14 protein-coding genes are annotated in these 15,878 nt (G+C 64.6%); 6 read left to right on the top strand and 8 right to left on the bottom strand.

The window, feature by feature from the left end:
- Window positions 1-8 precede the first annotated feature (8 nt).
- Window positions 9-2,276, bottom strand: a complete 2,268-nt coding sequence (locus tag LH19_RS15210; protein WP_158514437.1) for a TonB-dependent receptor — start codon at window positions 2,274-2,276, stop codon at window positions 9-11.
- 191 nt (window positions 2,277-2,467) lie between these two features.
- Complete coding sequence (locus tag LH19_RS15205) at window positions 2,468-3,733, bottom strand: cytochrome P450 (RefSeq protein ID WP_054729651.1); 1,266 nt, start codon at window positions 3,731-3,733, stop codon at window positions 2,468-2,470.
- Between the two features lie 150 nt (window positions 3,734-3,883).
- Between LH19_RS15205 and LH19_RS15200 the strand changes: the two genes are divergently transcribed.
- Window positions 3,884-4,885 carry a LysR family transcriptional regulator gene (locus tag LH19_RS15200; RefSeq protein WP_054729648.1) on the top strand — a complete coding sequence of 334 codons (1,002 nt, stop codon included), beginning with the start codon at window positions 3,884-3,886 and terminating at the stop codon, window positions 4,883-4,885.
- On the opposite strand, the gene LH19_RS15195 is transcribed toward LH19_RS15200, so the two are convergent.
- Complete coding sequence (locus tag LH19_RS15195; RefSeq protein ID WP_145923480.1) at window positions 4,886-5,263, bottom strand: nuclear transport factor 2 family protein; 378 nt, start codon at window positions 5,261-5,263, stop codon at window positions 4,886-4,888.
- 203 nt (window positions 5,264-5,466) lie between these two features.
- On the opposite strand from LH19_RS15195, the gene LH19_RS15190 reads away from it, so the two are divergent.
- The 5 genes from LH19_RS15190 to LH19_RS15170 are packed head-to-tail and all read left to right on the top strand — an operon-like array spanning window position 5,467 to window position 10,572.
- Window positions 5,467-6,561, top strand: coding sequence for a phosphotransferase family protein (locus tag LH19_RS15190; RefSeq protein WP_054729640.1), 1,095 nt, complete (start codon window positions 5,467-5,469; stop codon window positions 6,559-6,561).
- The gene (locus LH19_RS15185) at window positions 6,562-7,977 is read left to right on the top strand and encodes an aldehyde dehydrogenase family protein (RefSeq protein WP_054729637.1); all 1,416 of its coding nucleotides are present in this window, start codon (window positions 6,562-6,564) and stop codon (window positions 7,975-7,977) included. It abuts the gene before it with no gap.
- Complete coding sequence (locus LH19_RS15180) at window positions 7,974-8,741, top strand: SDR family NAD(P)-dependent oxidoreductase (protein WP_054729633.1); 768 nt, start codon at window positions 7,974-7,976, stop codon at window positions 8,739-8,741. The genes LH19_RS15185 and LH19_RS15180 overlap by 4 nt, the downstream gene beginning before the upstream one ends.
- Window positions 8,738-9,556: an SDR family NAD(P)-dependent oxidoreductase gene (locus LH19_RS15175; RefSeq protein WP_054729630.1), complete on the top strand. Its 819-nt coding sequence runs from the start codon at window positions 8,738-8,740 to the stop codon at window positions 9,554-9,556. Before LH19_RS15180 ends, LH19_RS15175 begins: the two co-directional genes overlap by 4 nt.
- On the top strand, window positions 9,556-10,572 hold the full coding sequence (locus tag LH19_RS15170) for a zinc-dependent alcohol dehydrogenase family protein (RefSeq protein WP_054729627.1): 1,017 nt from the start codon (window positions 9,556-9,558) through the stop codon (window positions 10,570-10,572). The genes LH19_RS15175 and LH19_RS15170 overlap by 1 nt, the downstream gene beginning before the upstream one ends.
- A gap of 10 nt (window positions 10,573-10,582) precedes the next feature.
- On the opposite strand, the gene LH19_RS15165 is transcribed toward LH19_RS15170, so the two are convergent.
- From LH19_RS15165 to LH19_RS15145, 5 genes are all read right to left on the bottom strand, one after another.
- The gene (locus LH19_RS15165) at window positions 10,583-11,188 is read right to left on the bottom strand and encodes a DUF3800 domain-containing protein (RefSeq protein ID WP_054729624.1); all 606 of its coding nucleotides are present in this window, start codon (window positions 11,186-11,188) and stop codon (window positions 10,583-10,585) included.
- 5 nt (window positions 11,189-11,193) lie between these two features.
- Window positions 11,194-11,685 carry a DUF11 domain-containing protein gene (locus tag LH19_RS15160; protein ID WP_082395753.1) on the bottom strand — a complete coding sequence of 164 codons (492 nt, stop codon included), beginning with the start codon at window positions 11,683-11,685 and terminating at the stop codon, window positions 11,194-11,196.
- Between the two features lie 37 nt (window positions 11,686-11,722).
- A complete protein-coding gene (locus LH19_RS15155) occupies window positions 11,723-12,088 on the bottom strand; it encodes a hypothetical protein (RefSeq protein ID WP_234715943.1) in 366 nt (121 codons plus the stop codon).
- Between the two features lie 89 nt (window positions 12,089-12,177).
- Window positions 12,178-14,121 carry an ATP-dependent zinc metalloprotease FtsH gene (ftsH, locus tag LH19_RS15150; protein WP_054733626.1) on the bottom strand — a complete coding sequence of 648 codons (1,944 nt, stop codon included), beginning with the start codon at window positions 14,119-14,121 and terminating at the stop codon, window positions 12,178-12,180.
- A 256-nt stretch (window positions 14,122-14,377) separates the two neighbouring features.
- Window positions 14,378-15,862, bottom strand: coding sequence for a right-handed parallel beta-helix repeat-containing protein (locus LH19_RS15145; protein WP_257720433.1), 1,485 nt, complete (start codon window positions 15,860-15,862; stop codon window positions 14,378-14,380).
- Window positions 15,863-15,878 lie beyond the last annotated feature (16 nt).

Below are 15,878 nucleotides of genomic sequence, written 5' to 3'. Positions count from 1 at the left end.
CCTTTTTCCTAGAATTTGTAGCGCGCGGTCACGCCATACATGCGCGGCGGTGCGTGGAGCAGATAGTCGTATCCGAAGGCATCGCGCAGGTTGAGGCCGTACATGAAATATTTCTTGTTGAAGATATTGGTCGCCCAGAGGCGGAGCGACAATTGCTCGCCTTCCCAGCCCAGCGTCGCGTCGGCGAGCACATGGCCGGGCGAATTGAGAAACTGGTTGCCGGCCTCGTTGTTGAACGGCGAGAAGAACTGCTTGCTGGTGTAGACGAGGTTCGGCGAGAAGACGACTTCGCCCGATCCGATCGACCCGATCGTCCAGTCGGCACCGGCGTTGATCGTCCATGTCGGCGCATTGGGCAGGTTGTTGCCGTCGAGATTGACCCCCGAAAGCGTCAATTTGTCATAGGTGGCGTCGAGCCAGGTCACCGAAAGGTTCGCGGTCAGCGACGAGACCGGCCGGATATTCAGTTCGGCCTCGACCCCCTTGATCGTCGAACCCGGCGCCGAGCGGATATAACCGGTGGTGCCGATAACCTCGTTGAGCTGCTGGTTCTTGTATTTGGTCAGGAACGCTGCGGTGGTGAAGGTCGCCATCCCGTCGAACAACCGGGTCTTGGCGCCGATTTCATAGGCATCGACCTGTTCGGGCGGCACGAAATCGATCGGGTTGCCGCCGTAGAACTGGCTGGCGAACGACCCCGCACGATAGCCGCGGCTGTAGTTGGCATAGAGCATCGAGCCGCTGTCGAAGGTGTAGTCGATGCCGACCTTGCCCGTGACGCGGCTGCTCTTGCGACGCTTTGACGCTTCGGGGGTGATCACGCCGGTCGGCGAAATGCTGCCGTGGGTGAAGGTGATGGCCGCGGCATCGGGATCGGTCGGATCGAAATCATAGGTGCCGAACGCCGGAGAGGTCGTCGGATCGGCGAAGGCGGTCAGGAAGGAATAGGCATCGTAATGATGATTGCTGTCCTTCGTGTAGCGCACGCCGAGGGTGAAGCCGAAATGATCGCCGATATCCTGATCGATCTGCGCGAAGGCGGCGTAGCTGTTCCGTTCCTGTCGGTAATGCTGGTAGAAATAGAGGGTGCTGACGAGGCGGTATTTGTCGACGTTGTTGATGCTGTCCCAGCCATAATAGACGCCCGCCTGCACATTGGTGCTGTCGCCGCTGTAGGCCAGTTTCACTTCCTGATTGAACTGCTTGTAGACGTCGCCGTAGTTGGTCTGGAGGAAGCCGACGACGGGCGTGCCCGATCCTTCCTGTGACAGTGCCTGCTTCGACCAGTCATAGGCGGTCAGCGTCTGGAGCGAGAGGCTGTCGGTCAGTTCGTAATTGATGTTGAACTGGACGCCGGCATTTTTGACGTCGTTGAAGCCGAGGTCGGGCTGGTTGGTCTCGAAGAAGCTGAGATTATCGTTCGAGCGGAAATAGGTCGAGGTACCGGTGCCGTCGTTGCGGTGGAAGGCGGCGGCCTGCGTCGGCTTGCCCTTGCTGCCCGTGAACTTCAGCATCATGTCCAGCCGTTCGCTGGGCTTGGCGCGGATGATCAGGCGGCCGGCGATCGAATCTTTGGAATTGGCGTCGGGCTGGCCGGGGAAGATATTTTTCACATAGCCGTCGGCCTCGACATAATTGACGGCGGCGCGGAAGCCGAGGACGTCGTCGATCAGCGTCCCTTCGATGGCGCCCTGTCCGCGGACCTCGTTGAAGCGGCCATAGCCTGCCTCGACATAACCGCGGGCGCCAGGCTCGAGGTTCGGCTTGTTCGAGATGAAGTTGATCGCGCCGCCGGTGGTGTTGCGGCCGTAGAGCGTGCCCTGCGGCCCGCGCAGCGCCTCGACGCGTTCGAGGTCATAGAGTTGCAACCCGTGCATCGTGCGGGCGCTGAGATAATTGTCGTCGGTGTAGACGCCGACCGGCGACACTTGGTTGGCGCCATATTCGTTGCCGACCCCGATGCCACGCATCGTGAAATTGGGCTGCGCCTCGCCGAACGCGCTGGTGACCTGAAGCGAAGGAACCGAGCCGCTGAGGTCGAAGCTCGACGTGATCCCCTGTCGCGTCAGATCTTCGGTGTTGAGCGCCGAGACGGCGACCGGGACCTTCATCAGCGATTCCGAGCGGCGCTGCGCGGTGACGACGATATCGACGATGCCGCCCGAAGCTTCGGTTTCGGCGGGCGTCTCACCGCCGCTGTCCTGCGCCCACACCGGCGTCGAAGCCAGCGCGGTTGCGCCGAGCAGGGCGGCCGAAAATACGCGAAATGCTGTCATAAGGTCCTCCATCCCATCGATTCTGTCACCGCGGCTTCGTGGCCGCGGGTCTTGTTGCCTGTGTCCCACCCGCATCCGTTCCATGTCCAATCGAGACTGTTCGTCGATCCATTGGAAAAAGGCATGGAAGGCCGCGATTATCTTCTCCTCTCTAGACGGGATCGCGAGCGGGATAGCGTGACTGATTTCCGTCATCCACCGGTGACGGACGCTGCCCCCTCGCAGCGATAGCGGATCGGCAAGCGTTTGAGCCCCGACACGAAATTCGCCTTCACCCATGCCGGCTCGCCGGCGAGTTCGATTTCCTCGATGCGCGCGAGCAGTTCGGTGAAGAGAATCCGGATTTCCATCTTGGCGAGAAACTGGCCGAGGCAGACGTGCGGGCCATAGCCAAAGGCGAGTTGGCGGTTGGGTTTGCGGTCGATGCGAAATTCCATCGGATCGTCGAATGCCGCCTCGTCGCGGTTCGCCGAGGGATAGCACATCATCAGGCTGTCGCCGGCCTTCACCGCCTGTCCGCCGACCTCGCAATCCGCCACTGCGGTCCGGAAGAAATGCTTCACCGGCGTCGTCCAGCGGATGAATTCGTCGACCGCCTGCGGCATCAGATCCGGGTTGGCGCGCAGCTTCGCCATCTGGTCGGGATTGCGGATCAGCGCCAGCAGGCCGCCCGAGATCGCCGAGCTGGTGGTGTCGTGTCCCGCCGCCGCGATGATCAGGAAATAGGCGTTGCGTTCGGCCTCGCCGATCGGCGCGCCGTCGATCGTCGCGGTCGACAGCAGCGTCGCAACATCGTCCTGCGGATTCACCAGCCGGTCGGCGACGACGCGGCCGAAATAGTCGTTGAACGCGGCAAACGCCTCGAGCATCGATGTCATGCCTTCGCCGCCGCCGGTGTCGGCATCGCTGCCGCCGAAGACCTTCTGCGACAGTTCGAGCATCAGCGGCTCGTCCTCGCGCGGCACGCCGAGGACGATCATGATCGTACGCAAAGGATACCAGGCCGCGATTTCCTTGGCGAAATCGCAGGTGCCGCCCTTTGCAACCATGCGATCGACGGTTTCGCGCGCAAGTTCGGTGATCTTCTCCTCGAGCGCGCGGACGCTCTTGGCGCCGAACCAGTCGGCGGTCAGCGCGCGATAGGCCTTGTGATCGGGGTTATCCATCGCGACGAGGTTGCGCGCGAAATTGCTTTCGCCGGTCTGCTCCTCCATCATCTTCTGGTCGTCGATGGTGACAAGGAACTGGCGCGGTTCGTTAAGGAAATTCGCGGCATCCAGTTCGACCCGCATGATGTCGGCATGCCGGGTTACCGCCCAGAAGGGATGATATTGCGCCGGATTGCACCAATGCACCGGGTCGGTCCTGCGCAACTCGGCGAAGGTCTGGTGATAAAGCGCTTCGTCCGCGTAAGTCGCCGGATCGGTGATGATCTCGTCGATATTGTCCGCGAGCATGTTGGCCACGTCGGTTCTCCTCTCTCGGCGCCTTGGTAGGGAGCCGGGGCGGGGCGCGTCCAATCGGGTTTCGCGGTGAATCGATAGACCCCGCCAATCGATCTGCTATGCTCGGCGGCAATTGCCGACAGAGCGATTGGGTTAGAGGATATGCAGCATCTCGATCTCAAGCTGCTGCGCAGCTTTGCCGCGGTTGCCCGCGAAAGCTCGGTCACCCGGGCGGCCGAACGGCTGCACCTCACCCAGCCGACGGTGTCGGGACAGATCAAGGAACTCGAACAGATATTGGGGTTCGTGCTGTTCCACCGCACCTCGCGCAGCGTGACGCTCAGCGAACAGGGGGCGCGGTTGCTGCCCAAGGTCGAGGCGCTGCTGGAGGGTGCGGAAGAGGTACGCCGCGACGCCGAGGAAATGCAGCACGCGACGGTGACGCAATTCCGGCTGGGCGCGGCGATGTACACGATGGACTTCACCGATCGCATCGACCTGCTCGACGCCTTTGCCGCGGCGCGGCCCGAAATCCGGCACAGCATCGACAACCGGTTGCAGTCGGACCAGATCCGCGATCTGCTGACCGACCGGCTCGACGCGGCGCTGCTGCTCGGCATCGCGACCGACACGCCGGCGAGTGAATTCACCCGCGACGTGCCCTTCGGCCATATCGTCAACGAGGTGCAATATCCCGATGCCCTCGAACGCGTCGTGCTGTGCCGCCGCAAGATCGGGCTGCTGGTTCCGGAAGAGAGCGAACTCGCGGCGATGGACGTGATCCCCGGCGCTGCGCTCGCCGGACGCCGGGTCGCGATGCTGAGCGGCGAGCATGGCGACGCCTTTATCAACCCGATGGTCAGCTTCATGCTGTCGCACGGCGCGATTCCGCTCGCACCGTCCGAAGGCAATGCGCTGGCGATCGAACGCTATGCGCTGCGCAGCGGCAATTGCTGTATCGGCATCGGCTGGTTTCCGACCCCGGCCGGGCTGGTGCTGCGGCCCGTCGAGGGCATGAATTTCTTCATGGATTTCTCGGTCGTGCTGGGCACCGCACCGAACAAGGCGGCGCGGCGCTTCTTCGAGTTTGCCGAACGCTGGCAGGCCGGACGCGAGGCCGCGGGCGAAAGCGTCGAGCGGTTGCCGATTGCGTCCTTCGGTTGATCAAGCTGTAAGATCGAACGTCGCGTTGACATGCGCGCTGTCGCTATATTCGCGCACCTCGCATATGGCGTCGCCGCGAAAGTGGAACAGGAAGATATAGCGATTGTCATAGATGCGGCCGTTGGTCAGCCGCGCCGCCGATGTCGCCTCGATCATGACGCTGTCGTCCTGCGCCATGATCAGGCCGGGCGTGACGACGATGCCGCTTTCGGTCTGGGTATGAAGCGTGGCGAGGAGCGCGGCAAACTCCGCCACCGGCAGATCGAGCCCGCCGTTCCACCACCAGCGTGCGTCGGACGTGAACGGATCGAGCGGGACTGTTCCCGTGCCGATCGCGGCCAATATGGCGAGCGCGTGCTGCGTGCGGTCGTTGGTCATGATTTTCCTCTCCCGGCGGAAATATGATCTTCCCGCCAGCGGGGCGGCGATACCAATTGTTTCGGCGGCATCATCCATCGGAGCCGCCAATAGGTCGGCGGCAAAGGCCGATTGGACTTTGACCCGGTGGCTCCGCATCCTTGCCCCGACATGCCGGAACAGGTCCAGAAACCGGCCCAGAAGCCGGCATCGGGAGAGAATGAGTGAGCCTTGCCAACGCGCCCGCGGATCTTGTCGCGGACCGCCCGGTCCCGCGACCGGAGAATGTCGACGCCGCCTGGATCGAAACCATGCTGGCCGGGGCGGGATATAGCGTTGCGGTTGCCGCGCTCTCGGTCGAACGGATCGGCACCGGACAGCTCGGCGATACCGCGCGTTTTCGCCTGACCTATGCACCCGGCAGCGATGCCGCGCCTGCGACGCTGATCGGCAAATTTTCGTCGACCGATCCGACCAGCCGCGACGTCGCCGCTGCCTGGTCGCTCTACACGCGCGAGGTGCGTTTCTATCGCGAACTGGCGGCAAAGGCGCGGATCGCGGTGCCGCTTTGCTATGGCGCACAGATGGACGCAGCCGGCGGCTTTGCTCTCCTGCTCGAAGACCTCGCCCCCGCGGCGCCGGGCGATCAGTTCAAGGGGCTGTCGAACCATCATGCCGGGCGCGCGGTGCGCGAAGCGGCGCGGCTCCACGCTGCCTTCTGGGAGCAGGGCGAGGGCGCCGAATATCGCTGGCTCGGCACCGAAGCGGGTGCGCAGCCCTTTTATACGCCGGGGATCTTCCGGTCGACCTGGCCCGGTTTTCGCGATCGCTACGACGCGCTGCTCAGCGACCGGCAAAGAGAGGTCTGCGACGCACTGGCCGAGGGGTACGACGTCTATGATCGTTCGCGCCCGCGCCCGCGCTGCATCACGCACAATGATTTCCGGCCCGACAACATGCTGTTCGACGACGACCGGCTGGTGGTCGTCGACTGGCAGTCGGTCGCGCTTGGCACCGGCGCGGTCGACGTCGCCTATCTGATCGGCGGCGGATATGCGCCCGAAGCACGGCGCGCGGCCGAGCCGGCGCTGATCGACGCCTATCTCGACGAATTGGGCGGGCAGGGGGTGACCGGCTATTCGCGCGCGGAATTCGAGGCCGATTACCGCCATTTCACCTTCGCCGGCATCAATGTCGCGGTCGGCGCCGCGATGCTGGTCCAGCGCACCGAGCGCGGCGACCAGATGTTCCTGACCATGCTCGATCGCCACGTCAGCCACGTGCTCGACCATGATGCCCTGTCCCTGCTCCGGGAGTGAATGATGATCAACACCGCCTTCAACATGACCATCGACGGTCGCGCCGAAAATTCGTCCGACCAGATCGCGGTGGTCAATCCCGCGACCGAAGCGGTGGTCGCGACGATTCCCGACTGTTCGCAGGGGCAGCTCGACCGTGCCGTCGCTGCCGCGCGTGCCGCCTTTCCCGGCTGGCGCGCGACGTCCTACGCCGACCGGCAGGCGGCGCTGCGGGCGATCGGGGCGCTGGTCGCCGAACATGCCGAGGAACTGAAACAGTTGCTCACCGCCGAACAGGGCAAGCCGCACGCCGCGGCGCTGGCGGAGATCCAGGCGGCGGCGTGGTGGATCGGTGTCGTCGCCGACCAGCAGCTTCCCGAAACGGTCAGCGATGCCATGCCCGGCCAGCGCAGCGTGACGCGGCACGTTCCGCTCGGCGTCGTCGGGGCGATCGTGCCGTGGAATTTTCCCGTGTTGCTCGCGATCTGGAAGATCGGTCCGGCGCTGCTCACCGGCAATACGATGGTGCTCAAACCCTCGCCCTTCACGCCGCTCGCGACGCTGCGGCTCGGCGAACTGCTGCAGAGCGTGTTGCCGCCCGGGGTGCTCAATATCGTATCGGGCGGCGATGCGCTGGGCCCGATGATGTCGGAGCATGGCGACATCGACAAGATCAGCTTTACCGGCTCGACCGCGACGGGACGGCGGGTGATGGCCAGCGCGGCGGCGAACCTCAAGCGGCTGACGCTCGAACTCGGCGGCAACGATGCCGCGATCGTCCTGCCGGACGCGAAGGTCGCCGATATCGCCGAACCGCTGTTCTGGGCCGCCTTCACCAACAGCGGGCAGGTATGCGTCGCGGCGAAGCGGATGTTCGTGCACGACAGCATTTATGACGAGCTGTCGGCGGCGTTGGTCGAGATTGCGGGCCGCGTCCGCATCGGCGACGGAGCAGACCCCGACAGCGCGCTGGGCCCGGTCCAGAACCGCGCGCAATATGAGCGCGTCAAGGCGATGATCGCCGACAGCCGCGCCGCTGGCCACCGCTTCCTGACCGGCGGCGAGCCGGGCGAGGGTCCGGGTTATTTCGTCCCGGTGACGCTGGTCGACAATCCGCCCGACGAGGCGCGGGTGGTCGCCGAAGAAGCCTTCGGACCGGTGCTGCCGCTGCTGCGCTATCACGATATCGACGAAGCCGTCGCGCGCGCCAATGCATCCGAATACGGGCTCGGCGGGTCGGTCTGGTCGTCGGATCCCGCCGCCGCCGCCGAGGTTGCGGAGCGGCTCGAAACCGGAACGGTCTGGATCAATTCGGCGCAAGGGCTGACCCCGTTCGCGGCCTTTGCCGGACACAAGCAATCGGGCATCGGCGCCGAAAACGGCTTGGACGGCTTGCTCGAATTTACCGTGCCGCAGACGATCCATCATCCGGCATGAGCGGCACGTCTCGGCTTCTCGACGGCAAGGTCGTCATCGTCACCGGCGCCGGGTCGGGCATCGGCCGTGCCGCCGCGCGGGTTTTTGCTGAGGACGGCGCGCAGCTAGCGTTGTTCGACCGCGATCCGCGCGGAAACGAAGAGACGCGCGATCTGATCGGCGGCAGCGCGCGGGCATGGACCTGCGACGTGTCGGACGAAGCCTCGGTTGCCGAAGCCGTTGCCGGGGCGGTCGCGGCGTTCGGCCGGCTCGACGGCGCCTTCAACAATGCCGGGATCGAGATGGCGAACAAGCTGGTGCCCGACCTCGACGCTGCCGAATGGGCGCGGATCATGGCGATCAACCTGACCGGCGTTTTCCTGTGCATGAAATATCAGACGCGGGCGATGCAGGGGAGCGGCGGCGCGATCGTCAACAATTCGTCGGGCGACGGCATCATCGGTGCGCCCTATGCCAGCGATTATGTCGCAACGAAACATGGCGTGGTCGGGCTGACCCGCGCCGCGGCGTGCGAGACGCGGTACACCGGGGTGCGGGTCAATGCGGTGCTGCCCGGGCTGATCCTGACCCCGATGGTCGAGGAGCGCTTGCTCGGCAATCCGGCGTTCGAGGCGCAGGTCGCGCCGATGGTCGAGCGCCATTCGATCGGCCGCTTCGGCCAGCCCGAGGAGGTCGGGCAGGCGGCATGCTGGCTGCTCAGCGACCGTGCCTCCTTCGTCAACGGCGCGCTGCTGACCGTCGACGGCGGGTATACCGCGCGGTGAGCGGGCGGTTCGACGGCAAGGTCGCGATCGTCACCGGCGGTGCGTCGGGGATCGGCGAAGCGACGGTACGGCGCCTGCACGGCGAGGGAGCGACGGTGGTCGTCGCCGACATCCGCCAGGAGGCGATCGCCACGCTGACCGCGTCGATCGCGAGCGACCGGATCGTCGGCCACCGCGTCGATATGATCGACGCCGCCGATATCGAGGCGATGATCGCCGCGGCGGTCGATCGCTGCGCCCGGCTCGACATCCTCGTCAACAATGCCGGGATCGGGTCGTTCGGCAAGGTCACCGACATCGATCTGGCCCACTGGCGCGAGGTGATGGGGGTCGATGTCGAAGGCGTGATGTGGGCGAGCCGCACCGCGATGCCGCACCTCGAACGCAGCGAAGGCAATATCGTCAACGTCGCGTCGATCGCCGGGATCGGCGGCGATTATGGGTTCGCTGCCTATAACGCCGCGAAGGCGGCGGTGATCAACCTGACGCGGGCGATGGCGCTGGATCATGCGCCGCGCGTGCGGGTGAATGTCGTAAGCCCCGGATTGACCCGCACCCCGCTGGCGACCGGCCTTACCGAAAATCCCGCGATCATGGCGGCGTGGACCGACGGCCTGCCGCTCGGGCGACCGGCCGAGCCAGCCGAAGTCGCGGCGGCGATCGCTTTCCTCGCCTCCGCCGATGCAAGCTATGTCAACGGCCATAATCTGGTCGTCGACGGGGGCGGGGTTGCGCACACTGGTATGCCCAATTTTACCCGTATCCTCGAAGGCGCGAGTCACCTCGACGGCGCCGAAACGCTGGTGAGACGCTGATGACGGACGTGCGGAACTTCATCGGGCTGGCCGAACGGCCGAGCCTCGACAATATTGCGGTCACGCAGGGGCCGATTCCGGTGCCAGGGCCGGGCGAGGTGTTGCTTCGCATACGCGCGACGTCGCTCAACTATCACGATTATCTGGTGGTCGCCGGTTTCATCCCGCAGCCTGCGGGACGCATTCCGATGTCCGACGGCGCCGGCGAAATCGCTGCGCTCGGCGCCGGGGTCGAGGGTTGGCGCGTCGGTGACCGCGTCATGGGCGCCTTTTTCCCCGACTGGGTCGACGGCCCGCCGACAGACGCGAACAATGGAGCGATTTCGGGCGAGACCGCAGATGGCTTCGCTGCCGATCATGTCGTCGTGCCGGCGTATTCGCTCTGCGCCATGCCGACGGGCTGGTCGTTCGCCGAGGCGGCGACGCTGCCGTGCGCCGGGCTGACGGCGTGGCGCGCGCTCCAGGTCGAGGGACGCCTAGAGGCGGGCGCCACGGTGCTGCTGCCGGGATCGGGCGGGCTGTCGGTGTTCATGCTCCAGATCGCAAAAGCGATCGGCATCCGCACCGTGATGATCTCCTCGTCCGACGACAAGCTGGCGCGGCTGAAAGAGCTCGGCGCCGATCATGGCATCAATTACCGCACCGTTCCCGACTGGGCGCCCGCCGTGCGCGATCTGACCGGGGGAAGGGGCGTCGACCTGGCGCTCGACATCGGCGGCCAGTCGACCTTTGCGCGCTCGGTCGCGGCGTGTCGCATGGGCGGACACCTGCTCGTCGTCGGGTCGACCTCGAACGGCGCGCCCGAACTGCCGCTACGCGACGTGGTGATGCGGCATATCCGGATCGGGGGCATGGCGGTCGGCAGCGTCGCGCATCTTGCCGACCTAGCGCGTTTCGTCGAAGCGCACGCGATTCGTCCGGTGATCGACCGCGACTTTCCCCTGGCCGAACTCGGCGCCGCCTTTCGTCACCAGCTCTCGGGCGCACATATGGGCAAGATCACGGTTTCGCTCTGACGCGCCCGCGTCAGGGAATGTGCGTCAACTCCGCGACACGGATGGCTTTCGATGCAAGCAGCGGGTCGATGATGCGCTGGATGCGCGGCGCGCGGGGGGACCCGATCACGGTGTTGAACAGGCTGTTCGCGATGACGTCGGCGATCTGGACGCCGTCGCTGCGGCGGCTGTCGGCGAGCGACGCGCGCCCCCACTGGCCGAGTCCGGCCTGGATTTCTTCGCGGAGGTGCGAGAGAATCTTGGGGTCGTAGCGGCCGTCGTCGATCACGACATCGGTGCACACGCCGCCCGTTTCGGGAAGCCAGTGCCCGATCGCGCTGTTGAGCAGCGCTGCATAGAGCGCAAGGTCGCTGGGCAATGTGCCGCCCGGATTCTGCGCCAGCGTTTCGCGCCGCGCCACCGCGACCCACGCGCGGCCGCCGGCGCGGTCGAACAGTTCAAGCAGGTACGCGCGCTCGACAATGCTGATCCGGCTGCCCTTGAGTTCGCCGCGCAGCCCGGTCACGCCGCGGAAACGACTATGGATGTCGGCGGCCGCCTGTGGGGTCAGCATCACCGCCGAAAAGGTCATCACGCCGGTGTTGAGTCCCCCCGATTCGTCGCAATAGATCGTCATCGGCGCTATTTGACCCGCCCGAAGAAAGCGACCGAACGGCTGCCGCCGACGGGAATGGCATCGGGCCACAGCCAGCGGACATGGGTCACATCGGCGTTGGCCGCGGCGCGCGGCGCGGCGCCCTCGACCGGGACGGTTAGCGCGTCCAGCGCGCCGAATGCCTTGGCGCCGTCGACCGAAACGCTGAACGCTGCAGGATCGTTGGCCCCGTCGAAAACGAGCCCCTCGGGAATCGGGTTGACGATATTGACCCCGGATGCGGGCGCCGTGCCGTTGTTGGTAAAGGTCAGCGTGACGCGGATGCGGTCGCCGGGGACGACGACATCTGGTGCGACAAAAGTGTAAAGTTCCGCGTGTCTGTCGGTGCCCGTGCCCGGCACCACCTTCTGGAGTTCGATTTTCGAGGTCAGCGCACCGCCGCCCTGTGCCGCCGCCGGCTGGACGGTCGCAAACAATGCCGCCGCCAATGTCATCACGCCGGATAAGCCAATCCTCATCGCCCCAACTCCTTCGGTCCGTCCCTTGTCTGGCGCATCAATTGCGGCAGGGATAGCGTTTCTTCATCAATGCATCGAAGGCCGAATAGACCGAGACCGACCGGCGCTGGCTGGCCGGATAGCTGCGCAGGTGCGCGAGCCATTCCTCGGGGGTGAGGCTGCCCGATTCGGGCGGGCAGCTTGTCGTCTTGAGCCCGGCCTTGCGCTGCGCATCGATGCGCGCCTTGTAACGCTTGCCGGCCCCGACGACTTCGCCCTTCAGCCGGTTGCCTTCGGGCGTCGCCAGCGCGAGCGGGCCGAGGCGCGAAACCGCATCGGCACGGATCAGGAATGCGGCAATGTTCATGTCACCGGGCGCCATGCCGCAAAGTAGCGTGCCGGCGCCGGCTGCGAGTGCCGCCATGCCGACGCGTCTATATATCCCCCTGATCATGCGAAGGAAATCGCGTCCGGCCGCTGAACCTGTGCTGAATCGCCGGTGCGGATCAGAACCTACGCACCCTGCGGATTGGCGTCGCCGAACGGGCGCGGCTTGCGCTTGATCTGCGGCATGCCGCCCGCGTGGCCCGACACCGGATTACCCGATTTGTCGTGATCGCCTTCGCGGCCGATATCCTCGCCCTTGATCGCGCGCTTCGCTTCCTCGCCCGACAGCGTCTCATATTCGAGCAGCGCGCCGGCGAGCAGGTGGAGTTCGTCGATATTGTCGGTGAGCACCTTGCGCGCGACCTTTTCGCCTTCCTCGACGAGGCGGCGGACTTCGGCGTCGATCAGCTTGGCGGTTTCCTCGGACATATTCTGGGCGCGCGACACGCTGTGGCCGAGGAACACCTCGTCCTGATTGTCGCGATAGCGCAGCCAGCCGAGCTTGTCCGACATGCCATATTCCATGACCATGGCGCGCGCCATGTCGGTGGCCTGCTGGATGTCGTTCGACGCGCCGGTGTTGAGCTCGTCCTTGCCGTAGATGAGCTGCTCGGCGATGCGGCCGCCGAAGCAGAGTGCGAGACGCGCCTTCATCTGCTTCATATTCTGCGAATAGCGATCGCGTTCGGGCAGGTTCCACGTCACGCCCAGCGCACGGCCGCGCGGGATGATCGTCACCTTGTGCAGCGGATCATTATGCTCGACATGCAGCGAGACGAGCGCATGGCCGGCCTCGTGATAGGCGGTCGCCTTCTTCTCGTCCTCGGTCATCACCATCGACCGGCGCTCGGCGCCCATCATGACCTTGTCCTTGGCTTCCTCGAACTCGTTCGAGGCAATGAGGCGTTTGCCCTTGCGCGCCGCGAGCAGCGCCGCTTCGTTGCAAAGATTAGCCAGATCGGCGCCCGAGAAGCCCGGCGTCCCGCGCGCGATGCGGCGGAGGTCGACGTCGGGTGCGAGCGGCTTTTTGCGCGTGTGGACCTCGAGGATCTTCTGGCGGCCCTCGATGTCGGGGCGCGGCACGACGACCTGGCGGTCGAAACGGCCCGGACGGAGCAGCGCGGGGTCGAGCACGTCGGGGCGGTTCGTCGCCGCGACGATGATGATGCCCTCGTTCGCCTCGAAGCCGTCCATTTCGACGAGCAGCTGGTTCAGCGTCTGCTCGCGCTCGTCGTTGCCGTTGCCGAGGCCCGCGCCGCGATGGCGGCCGACCGCATCGATTTCGTCGATGAAGACGATGCACGGCGCGTTGCGTTTCGCCTGTTCGAACATGTCGCGGACGCGCGATGCGCCGACACCGACGAACATTTCGACGAAGTCCGAACCCGAAATGGTGAAGAAGGGAACGCCCGCTTCACCCGCGATCGCGCGGGCGAGCAGCGTCTTGCCGGTACCCGGCGAGCCGACGAGCAGCGCGCCCTTGGGGATCTGGCCGCCGAGCTTCGAGAATTTGGTCGGATCCTTCAGGAATTCGACGATTTCCTCGAGTTCCTCGCGCGCCTCGTCGATACCGGCGACATCGTCGAAGGTCACGCGGCCCTGCTTTTCGGTGAGCATCTTGGCGCGCGACTTGCCGAAGCCCATTGCGCCCGAGCCGTTGTTCTTCTGGACCTGGCGGAAGACGAAGAAGGCGATGCCGAGGATCAGCAGGAAGGGCAGCGACTGGACGATCAGATACATCCAGAAATTGGGGACTTCGGTCGGCTTTCCGTCATATTTGACGCCATTGTCGTTGAGCATCTTGAGGAGGTCGGGATCGCGCACGACATTGGCGGTGAAACGGTCGCCGTTCGACAGGGTGCCGGTGACCTTGTCCTCCGACAGCACGACGTCCTTGACGCTGCCTTCCTCGACCTTCTGGCGGAACTCGGAATAGGCAAGCGGATTGCCCGCGGGCTGCGAAGCGCCGCCGAACATCGAGGCGACAAGGAGCATGGCAAGCAGGATGCCGCTCCAGATCATCACGCTCTTCATCCAGGGGTTGCCCTGCGGTTCCTTGTCGTCCTGCATGCGGAATCTTTCCCAATCGCCGCGCGAGCGCACGGCCTTATCCGGACAAGATAGGATAATCCGGTTAAATGACAATGAGCCAATGGCGGCTATTTACGCGGTTTTCGCCTCGGGGCAGCGCCGGCTTTACCGGACTTCCCTTTTCATCCCCGTTGCCGGGGAACCTGAGGTCACGGGGCGGGCCGCTAGCAAAAGCGCATTGTCCCTGCAATCGGTAAGTCGCAAGGTTGCGGGAGTTTGAAGCCGCAGGCCGGACTCAGCCTGCTGAAATACGGCCTTCGTAGATCGTTACCTCCAATGCCTGCAGAAAGAGCGACGAAGGCAACGTATCCTTTTCATGCCCTGATTCCCGTACGATCTGGACTTCGACATGCGTGCCGGGCATTTTTTCGCTGACCGAAGAGGTCGACGTGTAGATGCTGTCGAGAGGCGACGGGTGGGCGATGTCGAAACTTGTTGTGCTGAAGCGTGTGCCGGCCGGACCGCGGCGCAGGACGCGCGTCAGTCGGGCGGTGCCCACCCCTCCATCGGGCCGGGTGACAAGGTCGACGTCGACGCCCCTCGCGCAGGTTGGGGGAACGCGGACAAAATAATTCCGGCTGGCGGCGCTTTCGCTTCCGGGCTTCAGTTCGACGTCCGGACTGAACATCTGTTTCCGGGGGAACCCGAAGCATTGCGTTTCGTTCGCTATCCACTCCTGCGCATATTTGGCCGAGCTGTACCAGCCTCCTTCGATCCAGCCTCTGGCGCGCGCGGGAACGCTCTCCCGGATGCGGATCGGTTCGCTTGAATAGAGAATCCCCGACGAGAGCGCGAATATCTGCGGATGGACGATTTTGAGGTCGATCGTATCCCAAAGGTCGATGGCCCGTTCCTGGACCGTGCCGTTCGCATTCTGGGGGCTGAAGTTGCAATTGACGATTACGATACTGTTGGGGCCATGGGTCGCCTGACCGGGTCGATCGTTGCAGATGTCCCTGTTTTCGGGATGTGAGCCGTTTTTCTCGAAATAGCAGCCGTCGACCGCCAGCCCGCGGCACTGCTCGGCCAGTTTCAGCCCATCGCCGACATTGCCTTCGATCGTAACGCCGCGCAGGTTGAACTGGACGCATCGTCCCGTCGATATGCCGCCGCCCGTTCCTCGACCGGCACCGCCCTTGCTTGTTCGGGCTCCTGCAATTCTGCCATTGCCCTGATATTCGCCGCCGCTGATTTCGAGCACGTTGACCGACAGGCCCGTAAGCGGGCCGACCTTGCCTTCGATCCCCCAGCCCTTGTTGAAGCGGGCGTAGCAATTGTCCATGCGGTAGCACCAGCAATCTTCGAAGGTCACGCCGGAGCCGCCGCAGTTTTCGGCGCGGATATTCTCCATGGCTCCCCGTGCCGAGAATTGCGGGGGCTCGGAACTGGGTTCTATCTTGATCCCGTCGCCATTTTTCGACGTGACGCGAAAGTCGCGCAGCATGTGCGAGGAAGAGCGAACCCTGAGGCTTCCGGTTTCGAAATAGAGCCAGGTGGCATTTTTCCCGGCGCCATGCCCCATAACCGTAATCTGGGCGGTTTCGCTGCCGCTGTGATTGTCTTGGTGAGCGACGATGATATCGCCGGTCAAACGGATTTTCCCGGCCGGCAGCATGATCGTGCCGACATCGTTGCGCGCCGCATAGTCCAATGCCTTTTGCAGGGCTTTGGTGTCGTCGGCGAGGCCGTCGGCAAGCACGCCGAAGTCCTTTGCCGACAATATATCCCGCAGCTTG

It is taken from the genome of Sphingopyxis macrogoltabida (assembly GCF_001314325.1).
Taxonomy (GTDB): domain Bacteria; phylum Pseudomonadota; class Alphaproteobacteria; order Sphingomonadales; family Sphingomonadaceae; genus Sphingopyxis; species Sphingopyxis macrogoltabida.
The sequence above is the reverse complement of the archived record's forward strand: the minus strand, read 5'-3'. Positions and strand labels throughout refer to the sequence as shown.

Excerpts from the sequence above, each read along its gene's own strand:
- LH19_RS15210 (WP_158514437.1), bottom strand. The coding sequence starts at position 2,276 with ATGACAGCATTTCGCGTATTTTCGGCCGCCCTGCTCGGCGCAACCGCG.
- LH19_RS15205 (WP_054729651.1), bottom strand. The coding sequence starts at position 3,733 with ATGCTCGCGGACAATATCGACGAGATCATCACCGATCCGGCGACTTAC.
- LH19_RS15200 (WP_054729648.1), top strand. The coding sequence starts at position 3,884 with ATGCAGCATCTCGATCTCAAGCTGCTGCGCAGCTTTGCCGCGGTTGCC.
- LH19_RS15195 (WP_145923480.1), bottom strand. The coding sequence starts at position 5,263 with ATGACCAACGACCGCACGCAGCACGCGCTCGCCATATTGGCCGCGATC.
- LH19_RS15185 (WP_054729637.1), top strand. The coding sequence starts at position 6,562 with ATGATGATCAACACCGCCTTCAACATGACCATCGACGGTCGCGCCGAA.
- LH19_RS15180 (WP_054729633.1), top strand. The coding sequence starts at position 7,974 with ATGAGCGGCACGTCTCGGCTTCTCGACGGCAAGGTCGTCATCGTCACC.
- LH19_RS15170 (WP_054729627.1), top strand. The coding sequence starts at position 9,556 with ATGACGGACGTGCGGAACTTCATCGGGCTGGCCGAACGGCCGAGCCTC.
- LH19_RS15165 (WP_054729624.1), bottom strand. The coding sequence starts at position 11,188 with ATGACGATCTATTGCGACGAATCGGGGGGACTCAACACCGGCGTGATG.
- LH19_RS15160 (WP_082395753.1), bottom strand. The coding sequence starts at position 11,685 with ATGAGGATTGGCTTATCCGGCGTGATGACATTGGCGGCGGCATTGTTT.
- LH19_RS15155 (WP_234715943.1), bottom strand. The coding sequence starts at position 12,088 with ATGGCGGCACTCGCAGCCGGCGCCGGCACGCTACTTTGCGGCATGGCG.
- ftsH (WP_054733626.1), bottom strand. The coding sequence starts at position 14,121 with ATGCAGGACGACAAGGAACCGCAGGGCAACCCCTGGATGAAGAGCGTG.